Raw genomic sequence first — 17,085 nt, 5'->3', positions numbered from 1 at the left:
AACGGGCAGATGTCTGGCATCGGCGGCGGTCCTCATGAAGGGGTGAGCGATGGGTCCAAGGCTGGAAGGCGAGTTCATCGCGGTCGTCAACGCCGGCTCGTCCAGCATCAAGCTGTCGATGTTCTCGCTGCACGACGATCGCCGGCAGGGGCCCCTGCGGCTCGAATTGCGCGCGCAGGTCGAGGGCCTGGGCACCGCGACGCCGCATTTCGAAGCCGCCCATGCCGACGGCACGAAGGCGGGCTCGCGCGACTGGCCGGTGGGCGAGCGGCTTGGCCACGAGGGGGCGCTCGAGCACCTGGTCGAATTCGTCCGGCACGAATTCCCGGGCCTCTCGATGCTGGGCATCGGGCACCGCGTCGTACACGGCGGCACGGCCTTCCAGGAACCGGTGGTGGTGACGCCGGCGGTGCTCGCCACGCTGGAGACGCTGGTCCCGCTGGCGCCGCTGCATCAGCCGCACAACCTCGCACCGATCCGCCGCGCCTTCGCCGCCCTGCCCGGCCTGCCGCAGGTGGCTTGCTTCGACACCGCCTTCCACCGCGGCCAGTCCGACGTCGCCGACGCCTTCGCGCTGCCGTATGCGCTGTTCGAGGCCGGCGTGCGGCGCTACGGCTTCCATGGGCTGAGCTACGAGTACATCGCGTCGCGGCTGCCGGCGCTGTCGCCGCGGCTGGCGGACGGGCGCGTCGTCGTCCTGCACCTGGGCAACGGCGCGAGCGCCTGTGCGCTGCATCGCGGGCGCAGCATCGCCAGCAGCATGGGCTTCACCGCCGTCGACGGACTGCCGATGGGCACGCGCAGCGGCGCCGTCGACCCGGGCGTGCTGCTCTACCTGATGGACGAGCACCGCATGGACGCGCGCGAGCTGGAAACGCTGCTCTACAAGGAGTCCGGGCTGCTGGGGCTGTCGGGCGTGTCCAGCGACATGCGGCAGCTGCTGGCCAGCGATGCGCCGCGGGCGCGCTTCGCGGTCGACGTGTTCGTGCATCGCGTCGCGCGCGAGATCGGCGCGCTGGCCGCGGAGATGGGCGGCCTCGACGGCTTGGTGTTCACCGCCGGCATCGGCGAGCACTCGGCCGAGATCCGCCGCCGCGTGCTGTCGCGCTGCCTGTGGCTGGGGGTGTCGGTGCAGGACGCCGCCAACCGCGACGGCCCGCCCGAACGCCGCCTCAGCACCGTCGACAGCCGCTGCGAGGCCTGGGTCATCCCCACCGACGAAGAACTCATGATGGCGCGCCACACCTTCCGCCTGCTGGCCGGCGAGTGAGCCCGCGGCAATAACCCCACCGGCTTGGGCGGCGCGGGCCTGAGCGCTACAGTCGGCCGCATCGCCTGGTGGGACCTCCGATGCGCATCGCCATCCTCTCCTTCGACGGCTTCAACGAGATCGACAGCTTCCTTCCGCTGGGACTGCTGAACCGGCTCAAGCCGCAGGGCTGGTCCGCCGAGCTGTGCGGGCCGGGTCCGGCGGTGACCTCGATGAATGGCGTCACCGTGCAGCTGAAACGCCCGCTCGAATGGGCCAACGAGGCCGACGCGGTCTGGTTCGGCTCCGGCATCTACACGCGGGCCATCGCGGAGAACTCCGCGCTGCTGGACCGGCTGCAGATCGATCCGACGCGGCAGCTGATCGCCTCGCAGTGCTCCGGCGCGCTGCTGGTGGCGCGCCTGGGGCTGCTGGGCGACGCACCGGCCTGCACCGACGCGAGCACCCGGCCCTGGCTGGTGGAGGCGGGCGTGCGGGTGCTCGACGAACCCTTCCATGCGCGCGGCCCGGTGGCCACCTCGGGCGGCTGCCTGGCCTCGCAATACCTGGCGGCGTGGCTGATGTGGAGCAAGGCCGGCGAGGCCGCCACGCGCGACGCGCTCACCTACGCCGCGCCCGTCGGCGAGAAGGCCGACTACGTGGAGCGCCTGCTGGCGCGGGTGCGGCCGTTCATGACGCCGGACTGAGGGCCGGGGCGCCGCAGGGAAGAACCCCGATAATCGCGGGTTCGCCGCCCAAGAGCCGTCATGTCCACCGATCAGCCCAGCCGTATCCAGTCCGAAGTGCGCCGCCGCCGCACTTTCGCCATCATTTCGCACCCTGACGCGGGCAAGACCACGCTGACGGAAAAGCTGCTGCTGTTCTCCGGCGCGATCCAGATCGCGGGCTCGGTGAAGGCGCGCAAGGCCTCGCGCCACGCGACCTCCGACTGGATGGAGATCGAAAAGCAGCGCGGCATCTCGGTGGCCTCGTCGGTGATGCAGATGGAATACCGCGACTGCGTCATCAACCTGCTGGACACCCCGGGCCACCAGGACTTCTCGGAAGACACCTACCGCGTGCTGACCGCCGTCGACGCGGCGCTGATGGTCATCGACGCGGCCAACGGCGTGGAGCCGCAGACCCGCCGTCTGCTGCAGGTCTGCCGCGCGCGCAACACGCCGATCCTCACCTTCGTCAACAAGCTGGACCGCGAGGTCCAGGAGCCGCTGGCGCTGATGGACGAGATCGAGCGCGAACTGGGCATGACGGTGGTCCCCTTCACCTGGCCGGTGGGCATGGGCAAGCACTTCCACGGCGTGATGGACCTGCGTCAGCAGCGCATGCGCGTGTTCTCGCCCGGCGAGGACCGCGCCGCCGGCACCGAGGAAGTGCTGGAGGGCCTGGACAACCCGGCCTATGTCGAGCGCTTCGGTATGCAGTACGAGAACGCGCAGGGCGAGATCGAGCTGGTCAACGAGGCGGCCCCCGCCTTCGACGAGGACGCCTTCCTCACGGGCCGGCAGACGCCGATGTTCTTCGGCTCCGCGGTGAACAACTTCGGCGTGCAGGAAGTGCTGGACGCGCTGGTCGAGCTGGCGCCCGCGCCCGCCGAGCGCGCCGCGATGCAGCGCGTGGTGCAGCCGGAGGAGCCCAAGTTCACCGGCGTGGTCTTCAAGATCCAGGCCAACATGGACCCGGCGCACCGGGACCGGATCGCGTTCCTGCGCGTGGCCTCGGGTCACTTCGAGCGCGGCATGCGGCTCAAGGTCGTGCGCTCGGGCAAGGAGCTGCGGCCCAACACGGTGGTGAGCTTCCTGTCGCAGCGCCGCGAGCTGCTGGACGAGGCCTTCGCCGGCGACATCATCGGCATCCCCAACCACGGCGTGCTGCAACTGGGCGACACCATCACCGAGGGCGAGGCGCTGCAGTACACCGGCCTGCCCTTCTTCGCGCCGGAGATGTTCCGCTCGGTGGAAGTGGCGGACCCGCTCAAGACCAAGCAACTGCGCGAGGGCCTGCGCCAGCTCGGCGAGGAAGGCGCGATCCAGGTCTTCCGCCCTGAGGCCGGCAGTGTGCTGCTGCTGGGCGCGGTCGGCCAGCTGCAGTTCGAGGTCGTCGCGCACCGCCTGGAGCACGAGTACGGCGTCAAGGCCCGCATCACGCCGGCGCGCTACAACGTCGCGCGCTGGGTGACCTGCGAGGAGGCCGACGGCGGCGAGAAGGAGCTGCGCCGCTTCATCGACCACAACGCCCACCGCGTGGCCTGGGACGCGGTCAACGCGCCGACGGTGCTGCTCGAGTACGCCGGCGAGCTCCGCGCGATGCAGGAGAACTGGCCCAAGATCAAGTTCCACGCGCTGCGCGAGCACGCGGGCCTGGTCTTCCAGAAGCAGATGGACGCCTGAGGGCGCGAGGGCGGCGCCCCTCGGCGCGATGCCGTGACCTTGTTGGCGTTTCATCGGCGCCCCGTGAGCGCCGTGTCATCACCGCTTCCTACACTGCGCCGATGCCGAACGTGATCGAGCCCCTGCAGGAGCGCCGTCTGAGCTGCCTCCTGCTGGCGGCGGGCCTGATCGCGGGCGCGATGCCGACGGCGATCGCCGCGCAGGTGCCGGCCAGCGCGGTCCAGGACGCGCCGCGCGAGCTGGTCGCCTTCACCGAGAACCTGCCGCCGCTGAACTACGCCGAAGCGGGCGAGGCGAGCGGCTTCAGCACCGAGTTGCTGCGCCTGATGAGCGCCGAGGCCGGCGTGCGGTTGCGCATCGAGGTGCTGCCCTGGCAGCGCTCGGTGCAGGAAGCGGCGCGGCGCGCCGACAGCGTGCTGTTCTCGCTGGTGCGCACGCCCGAGCGCGAGCACCAATACCGCTGGGTCGGGCCGATCAGCGCGCGCCGGATCCTCGTGTACCGGCTGCGCCACCGCGCGGACGTGCGTCCGGCCAGCCTCAAGCAGCTCAACGGGCTGCGGCTGGGGGTGTCGCGGGACTCGGCCGCCGCCCGTCAGCTGCTGGCGGACGGCCTGCGGCCGGAGCATGAGTTGGAACTGGGCCTGGACGACGCCACCAACCTGCGCAAGCTGCTCGCCGGCCGCATGGACCTGATCGTGCTGCTGGACTGGGCCGCGGCCTGGCACCTGCGCGAGTTGAAGCTGCCGTACTCGACGCTGACGCCGGTGCTGTCGATGGACGTGGACAAGGCCTACTGGTTCGGCCTGCCCGCCGACAGCGACCCGGCGGTCGCACGGCGGCTGCAGGTCGCGCTGGACCGCCTCAGGCGGGATGGGCGCTACGAGCGCCTGCGGCAGCAGTATTTCGATTGAGGGCGTCGGCGGGAGGCTCGCCCGCCGTCGCCCTGACCCTCAAGGCTTGATGCTGTAGTTCACCGGCACCCAGCGATAGCCCTTGCCGTCGGCGGCCACGTGGCCAATGCCGGGGAAGGACACATGCGCGATCGCCACCCAGTAGCCCTGCTTCGCCGCATCGGCGTAGGCCAGCTTGCGTTGCGGCATCGCCGCCTTCGAATCGGTGTCGAAGGCGATCGTCACCGACGGGTCCGGGAACTGCACGGCGGCGACATGCATCAGGTCGCCCCACACCGCCAGCTTCTGGCCCTGGCTCTCGACCATGTAGACCGTGTGGCCCGGCGTGTGGCCGTAGGCCGCGTGCGTGCGCACGCCAGGCACGAGCTCGGTCTCGCCGCTGAACGGCTTGAGCCGGCCCGCGTCCTTGTAGGGCTTGAGCGCCGCGATCGCGGCGGCGAAGAAGTCCTTGTGCCCGGCCGGCGCCTTGGCGGCGTTGTCCAGGTTCAGCCAGTAGTCGGCATCGTGCTGGTCCATCCGCACCACCGCGTTCGGGAACAGCGCCTGGCCGTCCTTGCTGAGCCCGGCCGCATGGTCGGGATGCAGGTGGGTGATGTAGACCTCGTCGACCTGCTCGGGCTGGTAGCCCGCCGCCTTCAGGTTGGCGAGCAGCTTGCCGGTGGTCGGACCGAAGGCGCCATTGGCGCCGGTGTCGATCAGCACCAGCTTGGTACCGGTGTTGATCAGGTAGCCATTGATCGAGGTCTCCACCGGCGGCTTCAGGAACTGCTTGCCCAGCGCCTTCACCACGCTGCCGGGCTTGGCCTTGTCCATCAGTTGGTCCACCGGCAGGTCGACGGTGCCGTCGCTGAGGGCGGTGACTTCGAAATCGCCCAGCACCAGCCGGTAGTAGCCCGGCGCCTGGGTCTTCACCTGCGGGGCCGCCGCCTGCACGCCCGCCGCGGCCAGCGCGAGCGCGAGACCGAGGGCGGCGAACTTTCCGGAACGGGTCATGAGGAACCTCCTGTGCTTGTCATGTCGTGTCGCGAGGCGCGTCCGGCGCGCCTCGGGGATGTCCTGCGTTCGAGCAGGCGCGCAGCATAGCCACGCGGCCCGCGGCGCGCGCTCCCCGATCGGAAGAAGCACCGCTCTCCCGCAGGAGATTCCGGTGACACGCGTTCGCTGTGCCGCCGTTGTGGCACGTCCTGGCCCCCGCTCGTCAGCCTCGTGAAAGACGCCTGTTGCGTGATCCGAACCTGCCGGGCTCGCCCTTGACGAAGGCCCCCGGGTTAGCCCTTGCGCAATGCTGCGTAAAGGGTTTTACGCTGTCGAGGGCGCCCGCCGGGGCCCTAAATTCCTGGCTCCACTACAGAGGCTCCGCACACCGGCGCCCACCTTGCGCCGATGAGCACCCTCATCCTGGAGACACGCAAACTGACCAAGGAGTTCAAGGGCTTCACCGCCGTGGACTCCGTCGACCTGCAAGTGCAGCGCGGTCACATCCATGCGTTGATCGGCCCCAATGGCGCCGGCAAGACCACCTGCTTCAACCTGCTCACGAAGTTCCTGACGCCGACCCGCGGCCAGATCCTCTTCAACGGCCACGACATCACCGGCGAGAAGCCCGCCCAGATCGCCCGCCGCGGCGTGATCCGCTCCTTCCAGATCTCGGCCGTGTTCCCCCACCTGACGGTGCTGGAGAACGTGCGCATCGGGCTGCAGCGCTTCACCGGCACGAGCTATCACTTCTGGAAGGGCCTGGGCGGCCTGCGCCAGCTGGACGGCCGCGCGCTGGAGCTGCTGGAGCTCGTCGACCTGCGCGACATGGCCGCGCTGCGTGCTGCCGACCTGCCTTACGGCCGCAAGCGGGCGCTGGAGATCGCCACGACGATGGCGATGGAGCCGGAGCTGATGCTGCTCGATGAGCCGACGCAGGGCATGGGCCACGAGGACGTGGACCGCGTCACCGCGCTGATCAAGCGCGTCGCCGAGGGCCGCACCGTGCTCATGGTGGAACACAACATGAAGGTGATCAGCAGCATCGCCGACCGCATCACCGTGCTGGCGCGCGGCGCCGTGCTGGCCGAGGGCGACTACGCCAGCGTCTCCCGCCATCCCAAGGTGCTCGAGGCCTACATGGGTTCCGAGGCCGCCGAGCTGCAGGGAGCCCATTGATGGCTTACGCGCTCGAGATCAAGGGCCTGCAGGCCTGGTACGGCGAAAGCCACATCCTGCACGGCATCGATCTGGCCGTCCCGCAGGGCCAGGTGTTGACGCTGCTGGGCCGCAACGGCGCCGGCCGCACGACGACGCTGCGCGCCATCATGGGCCTGACCGACCGCCGCAGCGGCTCGATCAAGGTCCACGGCCAGGAAACCGTGCAGCTGCCGACGCACCGCATCGCGCGCCTGGGCCTGGGCTACTGCCCGGAGGAGCGCGGCATCTTCGCCTCGCTCAGCACCGAGGAGAACCTGCGCCTGCCGCCGGCGCTCAAGGGCGGGCGCGGCAAGGTGATGTCGGAGGACGAGATCTACGCGATGTTCCCCAACCTCGCCGAGCGCCGGCACAGCCAGGGCACGCGGCTTTCGGGCGGCGAGCAGCAGATGCTGGCCGTGGCCCGCATCCTGCGCACCGGCGCCGACATCCTGCTGCTGGACGAGATCTCCGAGGGCCTGGCTCCGGTCATCGTCCAGGCGCTGGCCCGCATGATCACCGCGCTCAAGGCGCAGGGCTTCACCATCGTGATGGTGGAACAGAACTTCCGCTTCGCCGCGCCGCTGGCGGACCACTTCGTCGTGATGGAGCACGGCCAGGTGGTCGAGTCCTTCGCCGCCGCGCAGCTCGAGAGCAAGCGCGCGCTGCTCGACGAGCTGCTGAGCGTCTGAATCCCCGTGCGGTCACCGCGTGACCGCCGCCGTTGATTTCGAGCTTCGAGTCTGAAACCCGCGTGGCCCGACGAGGCCGTTAGAAAAGGAGACAAGCGATGAAGACGACCCTCAAGACCCTTGCCCTGGCCTCGGTGCTGGCCTGCGGCAGCTTCGGCGCGCAGGCGCAGATTTCCGGCGACGTGGTGAAGATCGGCATCGTCACCGACATGTCCAGCGTCTACGCGGACATCGACGGCGCCGGCGGCGTGGAGGCGATCCGCCTCGCGATCGCGGATGCCAAGGGCATGGCCGCCGGCAAGAAGATCGAGCTGGTCTTCGCCGACCACCAGAACAAGGCCGACGTGGCCGCGTCCAAGGCGCGCGAGTGGTTCGACACGCAGGGCCTGGACCTGCTGATCGGCGGCACCAACTCCGGCACCAGCCTGGCGATGGCCAAGGTGGCGGCGGAGAAGAAGAAGCCCTTCATCGCGATCGGCGCCGGCACCTCGCGCCTGACCAACGAGGAATGCACGCCCTACACCATCCACTACGCCTACGACACGGTGGCCCTGGCCAACGGCACGGGTGCGGCGGTGACCAAGGCCGGCGGCAAGAGCTGGTACTTCCTGACGGCGGACTACGCCTTCGGCACCTCGCTGCAGGCCGACACCTCGGCGGTGGTGACCAAGTCCGGCGGCCAGGTGCTGGGCGCGGTGAAGCACCCGCTGAACGCGAGCGACTTCTCCTCCTTCCTGCTGCAGGCGCAGAGCTCCAAGGCCCAGATCCTGGGCCTGGCCAACGCGGGCGGCGACACCATCAACGCGGTCAAGGCGGCCAACGAGTTCGGCATCACCAAGACGATGAAGCTGGCCGGCCTGCTGATGTTCATCAACGACGTGCATTCGCTGGGCCTGAAGACCACCGAGGGCATGTACCTGACCGACAGCTGGTACTGGAACCAGAGCCCCGAGGCACGTGCCTGGGCGCGCCGCTTCTTCGAGAAGATGAAGCGCATGCCCTCGTCGCTGCAGGCGGCGGACTACTCGGCGGTGGCGCACTACCTGAAGGCGGTGGAGGCCATCAAGACCGACGACGGCGACAAGGTGGTGGCCCAGATGAAGGCCACGCCGATCAACGACTTCTACACCAAGGGCACGATCCGCAAGGAAGACGGCCGCGGCGTGCACGACATGTTCCTGCTGCAGGTGAAGTCGGCCAAGGAGTCCACCGAGCCCTGGGACTACTTCAAGGTCGTGACCCGCATCCCGGGCGACGACGCCTTCACCAAGCTGGCCGACTCCAAGTGCCCGCTGGTCAAGAAGTGAGCTGAACCGGCGCTGGCGCGTCGCGCGGCTTGGCCGCGCGCGTGCCGGTCCGCCGCGATGTCCAAGACGATGACGATGAGCGACGACGCATGACCGACTTCTTTGGTGTCCCCCTGCCCGCGCTGCTGGGCCAGCTGCTGCTGGGGCTGGTGAACGGCTCGTTCTACGCGATGCTGTCGCTGGGGCTGGCCGTCATCTTCGGCATGCTGAACATCATCAACTTCGCCCACGGCGCGCTCTACATGATGGGCGCGTTCCTGGCGTGGATGGGGCTGGAGTACTTCGGCGTCAACTACTGGGCGATGCTGCTGATCGCGCCGCTGATCGTGGGCGCCTTCGGCCTGGTCATCGAGCGGCTGCTGCTGCAGTGGCTCTACAAGCTGGACCACCTCTACGGCCTGCTGCTGACCTTCGGGCTGACGCTGGTGATCGAGGGCGTCTTCCGCTCCTTCTTCGGCGTGGGCGGGCAGCCCTACTCGGCGCCCGAGGCGCTGCAGGGCGCCACCAACCTGGGCTTCATGATCCTGCCGAACTACCGGGCCTGGGTGGTCGTCGCCTCGCTGGTGGTGTGCCTGGGCGTGTGGGTGCTGATCGAGAAGACCTCGCTGGGCGCGACGCTGCGCGCCGGCACCGAGAACCCGAAGCTGGTGCAGGCCTTCGGCGTCAACGTGCCGCGGCTGGTGACGCTGACCTACGCCGGCGGCGTGGCGCTGGCGGGCTTCGCGGGCGTGCTCGCGGCGCCGATCCTGCAGGTGAATTCGCTGATGGGCTCGAACCTGATCATCGTCGTCTTCGCGGTGGTGGTGATCGGGGGCATGGGCTCCATCCTGGGCTCGATCCTGACCGGCCTGGGGCTGGGCGTGATCGAGGGCCTGACCAAGGTCTTCTATCCGGAAGCCTCCAACACCGTGGTGTTCGTCATCATGGCCCTGGTGCTGCTGGTGCGTCCCGCCGGCCTGTTCGGCAAAGAGAAATGAACAAGAAACCGCTGGGCTACGCCGCCCTGTTCGTCGCCATCGCGCTGCTGCCCTTCCTGGGCGTGTATCCGATCTTCGCGATGAAGGTGATGTGCTATGCGCTCTTCGCATGCGCCTTCAACCTGCTGATCGGCTTCACCGGGCTGCTGAGCTTCGGCCATGCCGCCTTCCTGGGCGCGGCGGCCTACGCCGCCGGGCATGCGCTGAAGGTGTGGGGCTTCCCGCCGCTGCTGGGGATCGCCTTCGGCACGCTGATGGCGGCGCTGGCGGGGCTGGTGTTCGGGCTGCTGGCGATCCGGCGCTCGGGCATCTACTTCTCGATGATCACGCTGGCGCTGGCGCAGATGCTGTTCTTCTACTTCCTGCAGGCGCCGTTCACCGGCGGCGAGGACGGCCTGCAGTCGGTGCCGCGCGGCAGCGTCCTGGGCATCAACCTGGAGAACGACACCGCGCTGTACTACCTGGTGCTGGCGATCTTCGTGTTCGGGTTCTGGCTGATCTACCGGACGGTGCATTCGCCGTTCGGGCAGGTGCTGACCTCGATCCGCGAGAACGAGGCGCGGGCGACCTCGCTGGGGTACGACGCGGCGCGCTTCAAGCTGATGGCCTTCGTGCTGTCGGCGGGGCTGGCGGGGCTGGCGGGCGCGACCAAGACGCTGGTGCTGGGCTTCGCGACGCTGACCGACGCGATCTGGACGACCTCGGGGCTGGTGATCCTGATGACGCTGGTGGGCGGCATGGGGACGATGGTGGGGCCGATCGTGGGCGCGCTGGTGATCATCGCGCTGGAGAACAAGATCGGCGACCTGGGCCAGTGGCTGGCCGGCGTGACGGGGATCCAGTGGTTCACCGGCCTGGGCGAATCGGTGAGTCTGGTGACGGGGCTGATCTTCATCCTGTGCGTGCTGGCCTTCCGCCGCGGGCTGGTGGGCGAGGCGGGGGCGCTGGTGGAGCGGTTCCGCAGGCCGGGGAATGCTCGTTAAATCGAGCGTTATCGAGATAAGGCTCGATTTGACGAGCATGAAAGTTCATCAGCTCTCCGCCCTGCCAGTCCATCTGCAATCCGAGTGCGCTCAACTGGGCGATCTCCTGGCGCGGCTGCGGGTAGCGCGCCAGATCAAGCAGGCGGATGCCGCAATTCGCGCCGGTCTATCGCGCAACACGGCTTACCGCATCGAACGGGGCGAGCCGGGGCTGGCAATGGGCCAGTTGTTGCGCTATCTGGATGCGATAGCGCCAGGGATGACGTTGGTCGAGCTTCTGACCGAGAGCGATCCCGCCCTCTTGCAACAGCAACGCGAGGATCAGCGCCGCCGAGTTCGTAGCCTCACGCAGGCGGAACTCGAGGAGCTGAACTTCTAAGGACCTCCATAGCCTGGCACGCTAAAGCGCCGAGCTTCGCCGCAAGCTGCCATGAGCACTACGCGCAACGCGTGCGGCCCGCAGCGCGACAATCCCCGCCATGACTCCCGCCGCCCCCTCCCCCGCCGCGCCGTCGCGTCTTTCGCTCTACCTGAACCTGATCCGCTGGGATCGGCCGGCCGGCACCTACCTGCTGCTGTGGCCGACGCTCTCCGCGCTGTGGATGGCCGCCGACGGCTGGCCGGGCTGGCACCTGCTGCTGGTCTTCACGATCGGCACCTTCCTGATGCGCAGCGCCGGCTGCGCCGTCAACGACGTCGCCGACCGCGACTTCGACAAGCACGTCAAACGCACCGCCCAGCGGCCCGTCACCGCCGGGCTGGTGTCGGTAAAGGAAGCCCTGGTGCTCGGCGCGGTGCTGTCGCTGGTCGCCTTCGGCCTGGTGCTGACGACCAACCCGCCCACCATCCTGCTGTCCTTCGCCGCGCTCGCGGTGACCATCCTCTATCCGTTCACCAAGCGCTGGGTCTCGATGCCGCAGGCCGTGCTGGGCGTCGCGTTCTCCTTCGGCATCCCGATGGCCTTCTCCGCGGCATTGGGCGGGCGCGAGTGGAGCCTGCAGGCGATCGCCGCCTCGGTGCCGCTGTCGGCCTGGGGACTGCTCGTCGCCAACCTGTTCTGGGTGCTGGCCTACGACACCGAATACGCGATGGTCGACCGCGACGACGACATCCGCATCGGCATCAAGACCTCCGCGCTGACGCTGGGCCGCTTCGACGTCATCGGGGTGATGGCCTTCTACGTCGTCTTCCTCGCGCTGTGGGCCGCGCTGGGCCTGCGCCTGGGCATGGGCCACTGGTTCCTGGCCGGCCTGGCCGCCGCGGCGGCGCAGGTGGTCTGGCACTACACGCTGATCAAGGACCGCGGCCGCGACGGCTGCTTCAAGGCCTTCCGCGAGAACCACTGGGTCGGCTTCGCGATCTTCGCGGGCACGGTGCTGGACCTGGCGCTGCGCTGAGCGCCGCGGTCGCGATCCCATGACAAACGGGCGCCTCGTGCGCCCGATCCCACGTCCGGCCCGCCGCGCGGCTCAGGACAGCAGCTGGACGACCAGGTCCGGATGCAGCGGCCAGCCGCCCAGGCCCGCCAGGCCCATCAGCACGCCGAACACCGTCGGCACCATGGCCACCGCGAAGAGCGCCCACATCTGCGTGAGCGCCGTGATCGCCAGCAGCGCGATCGCGATGGCCAGCAACGCATCGGACAGGTCGAACTGGTCGTCGCGGAAGTTGAGCGCGTCGTAGCGCTGCTGGTCGGCCTCGGCCTGCTTGCGCAGTTCGTCCTTCTTGGCCGACTGCTCGGCCGCCAGCGTCTCGTAATGCGCGATCGCCTGCCGGTAGCCGTCGGCGGCCGACTCCGGCGCGCCGAGCGCCTGCAGCTTCAGCTGCGTCAGCGCCGCCTTGGCGATCTCCTCGCGGGCGTTGCGGGCCTGGTAGAAGGCCCAGTGGTCGATCTTGTCGGCCTGCGCCTGCTGCATGTTCTGGTTGATGTTGTCGTCCTTGACCTTGCAGATGCCCATGAAGGTCGCCAGCAGCGCGACGGTCACCGCCACGACGGCATTGAGCCGCGACGGGCGCGCGGCGGCCTCGGGCCGGTCCACGGCCTGGCGGGCGTTCTCGATCAGTTCTTCGGGGTCGATGTCCATCGGCGCGGCATCCAGGAAAACGGAGCGGCCGCAGCATACCGAGCGAACCTGAGCGGGACCTGTACGGATCGCCGCGCCAGGCGGCCTACAGGCGATCCACCCGGGCCAGCGCCGCGACCAGGTCGGACTGCGTCAGGATCCCGACCAGGCGCGCCTCGTCGCCGACGATGGGGATGTGGTGGTGCCCGGTGGCCGCGAACAGCGGCACCAGGTCCGCCAGCGGGCGGTCCGCGCTCGCCACCCGCACCTGCCGGCTCATGATCTGGCCCACGACCTCCGCCTTGTCGCTGTGCGTCGAGGGTGTCGGGCGGATCAGCTGTCGCAGCCGGGTCGCCCAGTCCGCGTGCAGGTCGAGCGAGGCGCCGCGCAGGAAGTCCGCCAGCGTCACGATGCCGACCACGCGCCGCGCGCGGTCCACCACCGGCAGCGCCTTGATGTGGTGTTCCCGCAGCAGCGACCAGGCCTCCTGCAGCGGCGTGCCCCATTCCACCGTCTTCACCTCGCGCGACATCACGTCGGCGCAGCGCAGCGTCGTCATCCGCCGCCGCGCGGCCAGCAGCCCGGCCTCGTCGACGATGGCCTGCAGGTCGTCACGGGGAATGTCCAGCACCTGGTTGTAATGGGCCAGCACGGTCTCCAAGTCGGCGCCGCTGAAGGCGGTCGCCTCGCCGGCCGGACCGCCGCGGGCCGGCGCCGCGGCGGGCGCCGCCACCTGCGGGTGCGGGTAGCGCCGGCCGGTGACGCCGTTGTAGAGCATGCCCGCCGCGACCAGCAGCGCCGAGTTCGGCAGCACCGTGTCGAGCGCGAAGTGCCAGTCGTGCGCGCCCGACAGCACCATCAGCAGCGCCGCCGCGCCGCCGGGCGGGTGCAGGCAGCGCAGCAGGAACATCAGCCCGATGGCGCCGCCGACGGCGATCGCGGCGGCCAGTTCCGGCACGCCGCCGAACAGGTGCACGCAGGCGATGCCCACCAGCGCCGACGCGGTGTTCCCGACCACCACCGCCCACGGCTGCGCGAGCGGGCTGGCGGGCACGCCGAAGACCAGCACCGCGCTCGCGCCGAGCGGCGCGACCAGTCGCGGCACGCCCGGCGCATGGCGCGACAGCAGCTCCATCAGCACGGCCGTCACCAGCACGCCGGCGATCGCGCCGGCCACCACGCGCAGGCGCTCGCCGGCATCGACGCGCATCGGCGCCGGCCGCAGCGCCTGCAGCCAGCGCCGGAACGCGCCGACCAGGCGCTCCGCGAGCGTCATCGGCCCGGCATCGGCAGGGGAAGTCGGATCAGGCATCGGCGTCTCCGGTGGGCGTCGGGCGCGGCGCGGCGGCGTTCAGCGCCGCGGCCGCGACTTGCGCCGCAGCGGCCCGGGGTCGCGCAGCGCGACGTCGGGCACGAACATCTCCATCACCCGCAGCTGCTGGCCGTGCCGGGTGAAGACGGAATTGCGCGACCACTGCATCCGCGCGGGCGCCTCGGTGCCGGTCGCGGCCAGCCATTGGCGCTGCATCTGCCGGTGGGTCGCGCCATGGCGGGTCACGCGGCGCGGCTGCAGCTCGCTGCGATGGATGCGGGGATCGTCGTAGAGCAGATGGCCCAGGGGCCGGCTGCCCAGGCCCTTGAGCGCCTTCCAGGGGCCCGCCAGCGAATGGCCGTGCACCGCCGAGCGCGCCCACACCAGCGGCCGGCCGTCGACATGCAGCAGCACCTCTCGCACCACGGTCAGGCCGCGACGCGGCAAGCCGAGCGCGGCGCGCTCCTGCGGCCGCAGCGGCGCCACCGTCTGGCGCAGCACCAGCACCTCGTAGCGGCGGCCGGTCGCGGCCAGGCGTTTGCTCAGCGAGCCCGGCGCGCGCAGCCACGCGCGCAGGCCCCAGCGATCGGCGATCCCCATCGGTCGGAACGGAACTCTGGATCAGGACATCGGCGGACGTCGGTGCAGCGCGTGAAGCACGGGGCTTCAGCCGCGCCCGAACTCGTCGCCCAGCTCGCCCGCGCGCCGATGCGCGGCCTTCACCGCGCGCTCGATCGCATCGCCGACGCCGTCCGCCTGCAGGCTGGTGATCGCCGCATGCGTGGTGCCGCCCTTGGAGGTCACCTTCTCACGCAGCGCGGTCGGCGATTCCCCCGACTGCAGGGCCAGCGCGNCGCAGGTCGCCAGCGCGAGCTCGCGGGCCTTGGCCTCGTCCAGGCCCAGCGCCCGGGTGGCGGCGACCATGTGCTCGACGAGGAAGAAGAAGTAGGCCGGGCCCGAGCCCGACAGCGCGGTGACGGTGTCGAGGTCGCCCTCGGCATCGACCCACAGCGTGCGACCGGTCGCCTGCAGCAGCTGCTCGACCAGCGCGCGATCGTCCGCGGTCACCGCGGCGCTCGCATGCAGGCCGGTGATGCCCTGCCCGATCAGCGCCGGCGTGTTGGGCATGCCGCGGACGACGCGCGCGGCGCCCGTCGCGCGGGCGATCGCGTCGGCGCGCAGGCCGGCCATCACCGACAGCTGCAGCGCGCCCCCGACATGCGGCGCCACCGGCGCGGCGGCTTCCTGGAACAGCTGCGGCTTGACCGCCCAGACCACCGCGCGGGCGCGCGACAGCGCGGCATCGGCGGTCGCCATCGGATGCAGGCCGAAGTTGGCGGCCAGGCGCTCGCGCTGTGCCTCGAAAGGCTCGACCACCAGCAGGTCCTCGGCCGGATGCCCGGCGCGGCGCAGGCCGCCAATGATGGCGCTGGCCATGTTGCCGCCACCGATGAATGCGATGCAGGAACTCATGGGCCGGCAGTGTAGCCGCGGGCCCTCGGGCGGGAGGACGGTCAGCGCCCGCGCAGCATCGACGCGCAGAGCTGGCCCAGCGTCGCGATGGCGCGCCGCTGCGCCTCGTCCATCGGATTGCCGGCGTTGATGCGGATGAAGTTGTCGAAGCGGTCCGAGTTCGAATACATCAGGCCCGGACCCAGCCGCACGCCCTTTTCCAGCGCCGCGTCGAAGAGCGCCAGCGACGACAGCCCCTCGGGCAATTCCACCCACAGGCTGGGGCCGCCCGGCGGCATGGACAGGCGCGTGCCGGTCGGCAGCTCGTCGGACAGCGCCGCGGCCATCTGCTCGCGCTGCGTGGCGAGCTTCGCGCGCAGGGCCCGCAGGTGGCGGTCGATCTGGCCGCCGGCCAGGAACTCCGCGAGGATCGCCTGCCCCAGCATCTCGTTGGGCCGGCTCTGCGCGTACTTGAGGATCTCCACCCGTGGCTGCCAGCGCCCGGCGGCGATCCAGCCCACGCGCATGCCCGGCGCCAGCGTCTTGTGCAGCGAGGAGCAGAAGATCACGCGCCCGGTCGTGTCCCAGGACTTGATGGCGCGCTGCGGCGTGTCGCACAGCAGCGCGTAGGTGTCGTCCTCGATCAGCGCCAGGTCACGGGCCTCGCAGCGCGCCAGCAAGGCCTGCTTGGCCGTGTCCGGCATCACCGCGCCGAGCGGGTTCTGCAGGTTGGGCACCACCACCACCGCCTTCAGCCGCGGCTCCTGCGCGGCGGCGGCCTCGAGCGCCTCGACCGACAGGCCCGTGTGCGGGCTGGTCGGAATCTCGAGCGCGCGCAAGCCCAGGCTTTCGAGCAGCTGCAGCAGGCCGTAGTAGGTGGGCGATTCGACGGCGACGGCATCGCCAGGCGTCGTCACCGCGCGCAGGGCGACGCTCAGCGCCTCGGTGCAGCCATGGGTGATGACCAGCTGCGAGGGGTCGAGCTGGATCTGCGCATTGAGCGCCAGGCGCGACAGCGCCTGGCGCAGCCCGAGCAGACCCTGCGGATCGGGCTGGGTGCCGAGGATCTCCGGACGGCGACGCAGCAGGCGCTGGCCGTGCAGCGCCAGCGCGCGGGTCGGATACAGCGAGGGATGCGCGCAGGCGCCGGAGAGATTGACTTCGGGCTTGGCCGCGATGCCGCGGGTGAGGATTTCCGAGATGCGCTCATGCACGCCGACGAAACGCGCCGGGTCCGCCTGCGTCTGGCGCGGTTCGGCCGCGCGGGCCAGGCGCGTCGGCCGCGGCGGGCGGACAAAGTAGCCGGCGCGCTGCCGGGCCTGCAGCAGGCCCTGGCTCTCCAGCAGCCGATAGGCTTGCAGCGCGGTGCTGAGGCTCACCCGGTGCAGCCCCATCAGCGTGCGCACCGACGGCATCCGGCTGCCCGGCGGCATCGTGCCGGCGGTGATGGCCTGGCGGTAATGCGCGGCGACCTGGGCGTAGAGGGGGTCGGTGGCGTCCATGGCGGCGATTCTGCGCCCAGCAATCCGCGCGGCACCGGAACAGCGGGCGGGCAGTGG

General features: G+C 70.3%; 17 protein-coding genes. 11 read left to right on the top strand and 6 right to left on the bottom strand.

Translation table 11 applies throughout. The annotated features are described in order from the left end of the window. Positions 1 to 49 precede the first annotated feature (49 nt). The 4 genes from ACTJKJ_RS10100 (at position 50) to ACTJKJ_RS10085 (ending at position 4,568) form a co-directional block, all read left to right on the top strand. Positions 50 to 1,270: an acetate/propionate family kinase gene (locus ACTJKJ_RS10100; RefSeq protein ID WP_440820339.1), complete on the top strand. Its 1,221-nt coding sequence runs from the start codon at positions 50 to 52 to the stop codon at positions 1,268 to 1,270. An 80-nt stretch (positions 1,271 to 1,350) separates the two neighbouring features. Then, on the top strand, positions 1,351 to 1,956 hold the full coding sequence (locus ACTJKJ_RS10095; protein ID WP_091729458.1) for a DJ-1/PfpI family protein: 606 nt from the start codon (positions 1,351 to 1,353) through the stop codon (positions 1,954 to 1,956). 60 nt (positions 1,957 to 2,016) lie between these two features. Beyond that, positions 2,017 to 3,657: a peptide chain release factor 3 gene (locus tag ACTJKJ_RS10090; protein WP_440820338.1), complete on the top strand. Its 1,641-nt coding sequence runs from the start codon at positions 2,017 to 2,019 to the stop codon at positions 3,655 to 3,657. A 101-nt stretch (positions 3,658 to 3,758) separates the two neighbouring features. After that, positions 3,759 to 4,568: a substrate-binding periplasmic protein gene (locus ACTJKJ_RS10085; protein ID WP_440820337.1), complete on the top strand. Its 810-nt coding sequence runs from the start codon at positions 3,759 to 3,761 to the stop codon at positions 4,566 to 4,568. Positions 4,569 to 4,607: 39 nt separating this feature from the next. Here the strand turns inward: ACTJKJ_RS10085 and ACTJKJ_RS10080 are convergent, their stop codons facing one another. Further along, complete coding sequence (locus ACTJKJ_RS10080) at positions 4,608 to 5,561, bottom strand: MBL fold metallo-hydrolase (protein ID WP_440820336.1); 954 nt, start codon at positions 5,559 to 5,561, stop codon at positions 4,608 to 4,610. Positions 5,562 to 5,951: 390 nt separating this feature from the next. On the opposite strand from ACTJKJ_RS10080, the gene ACTJKJ_RS10075 reads away from it, so the two are divergent. The 7 genes from ACTJKJ_RS10075 to ubiA all read left to right on the top strand — a co-directional run bounded on the left by ACTJKJ_RS10075 (position 5,952) and on the right by ubiA (position 12,096). Further along, positions 5,952 to 6,722: an ABC transporter ATP-binding protein gene (locus tag ACTJKJ_RS10075; protein WP_147239978.1), complete on the top strand. Its 771-nt coding sequence runs from the start codon at positions 5,952 to 5,954 to the stop codon at positions 6,720 to 6,722. Continuing rightward, positions 6,722 to 7,432: an ABC transporter ATP-binding protein gene (locus ACTJKJ_RS10070; RefSeq protein WP_440820335.1), complete on the top strand. Its 711-nt coding sequence runs from the start codon at positions 6,722 to 6,724 to the stop codon at positions 7,430 to 7,432. The genes ACTJKJ_RS10075 and ACTJKJ_RS10070 overlap by 1 nt, the downstream gene beginning before the upstream one ends. A 98-nt stretch (positions 7,433 to 7,530) precedes the next feature. Then, on the top strand, positions 7,531 to 8,739 hold the full coding sequence (locus tag ACTJKJ_RS10065) for an ABC transporter substrate-binding protein (RefSeq protein ID WP_440820334.1): 1,209 nt from the start codon (positions 7,531 to 7,533) through the stop codon (positions 8,737 to 8,739). 89 nt (positions 8,740 to 8,828) lie between these two features. Continuing rightward, positions 8,829 to 9,716 carry a branched-chain amino acid ABC transporter permease gene (locus ACTJKJ_RS10060; protein ID WP_183493268.1) on the top strand — a complete coding sequence of 296 codons (888 nt, stop codon included), beginning with the start codon at positions 8,829 to 8,831 and terminating at the stop codon, positions 9,714 to 9,716. Next, complete coding sequence (locus ACTJKJ_RS10055) at positions 9,713 to 10,699, top strand: branched-chain amino acid ABC transporter permease (RefSeq protein WP_147239980.1); 987 nt, start codon at positions 9,713 to 9,715, stop codon at positions 10,697 to 10,699. The genes ACTJKJ_RS10060 and ACTJKJ_RS10055 overlap by 4 nt, the downstream gene beginning before the upstream one ends. A gap of 37 nt (positions 10,700 to 10,736) precedes the next feature. After that, a complete protein-coding gene (locus ACTJKJ_RS10050) occupies positions 10,737 to 11,078 on the top strand; it encodes a helix-turn-helix domain-containing protein (RefSeq protein ID WP_343603370.1) in 342 nt (113 codons plus the stop codon). Positions 11,079 to 11,178: 100 nt separating this feature from the next. Beyond that, positions 11,179 to 12,096 (top strand): 4-hydroxybenzoate octaprenyltransferase, encoded by a 918-nt coding sequence (gene ubiA / locus ACTJKJ_RS10045; protein WP_440820333.1) that lies wholly within the window; start codon positions 11,179 to 11,181, stop codon positions 12,094 to 12,096. 72 nt (positions 12,097 to 12,168) lie between these two features. Here the strand turns inward: ubiA and ACTJKJ_RS10040 are convergent, their stop codons facing one another. From ACTJKJ_RS10040 to ACTJKJ_RS10020, 5 genes are all read right to left on the bottom strand, one after another. Beyond that, entirely contained in the window at positions 12,169 to 12,783 is a 615-nt protein-coding gene (locus ACTJKJ_RS10040; RefSeq protein ID WP_297379444.1) for a DUF4337 domain-containing protein, read from the bottom strand. Between the two features lie 85 nt (positions 12,784 to 12,868). Next, positions 12,869 to 14,038 carry an HPP family protein gene (locus tag ACTJKJ_RS10035; RefSeq protein WP_440820346.1) on the bottom strand — a complete coding sequence of 390 codons (1,170 nt, stop codon included), beginning with the start codon at positions 14,036 to 14,038 and terminating at the stop codon, positions 12,869 to 12,871. A 75-nt stretch (positions 14,039 to 14,113) separates the two neighbouring features. Further along, complete coding sequence (locus ACTJKJ_RS10030) at positions 14,114 to 14,674, bottom strand: chorismate--pyruvate lyase family protein (protein WP_440820332.1); 561 nt, start codon at positions 14,672 to 14,674, stop codon at positions 14,114 to 14,116. A 66-nt stretch (positions 14,675 to 14,740) separates the two neighbouring features. Then, positions 14,741 to 15,547 (bottom strand): pyrroline-5-carboxylate reductase, encoded by an 807-nt coding sequence (proC, locus tag ACTJKJ_RS10025; RefSeq protein WP_440820331.1) that lies wholly within the window; start codon positions 15,545 to 15,547, stop codon positions 14,741 to 14,743. Between the two features lie 41 nt (positions 15,548 to 15,588). Further along, positions 15,589 to 17,028, bottom strand: a complete 1,440-nt coding sequence (locus ACTJKJ_RS10020; RefSeq protein ID WP_440820330.1) for a PLP-dependent aminotransferase family protein — start codon at positions 17,026 to 17,028, stop codon at positions 15,589 to 15,591. Positions 17,029 to 17,085 lie beyond the last annotated feature (57 nt).

Origin of the sequence: Roseateles sp. 22389, from assembly GCF_052044995.1 — a bacterium.
GTDB lineage: Bacteria > Pseudomonadota > Gammaproteobacteria > Burkholderiales > Burkholderiaceae_C > Roseateles.
This window is presented reverse-complemented; position numbering and strand designations above follow the sequence as displayed.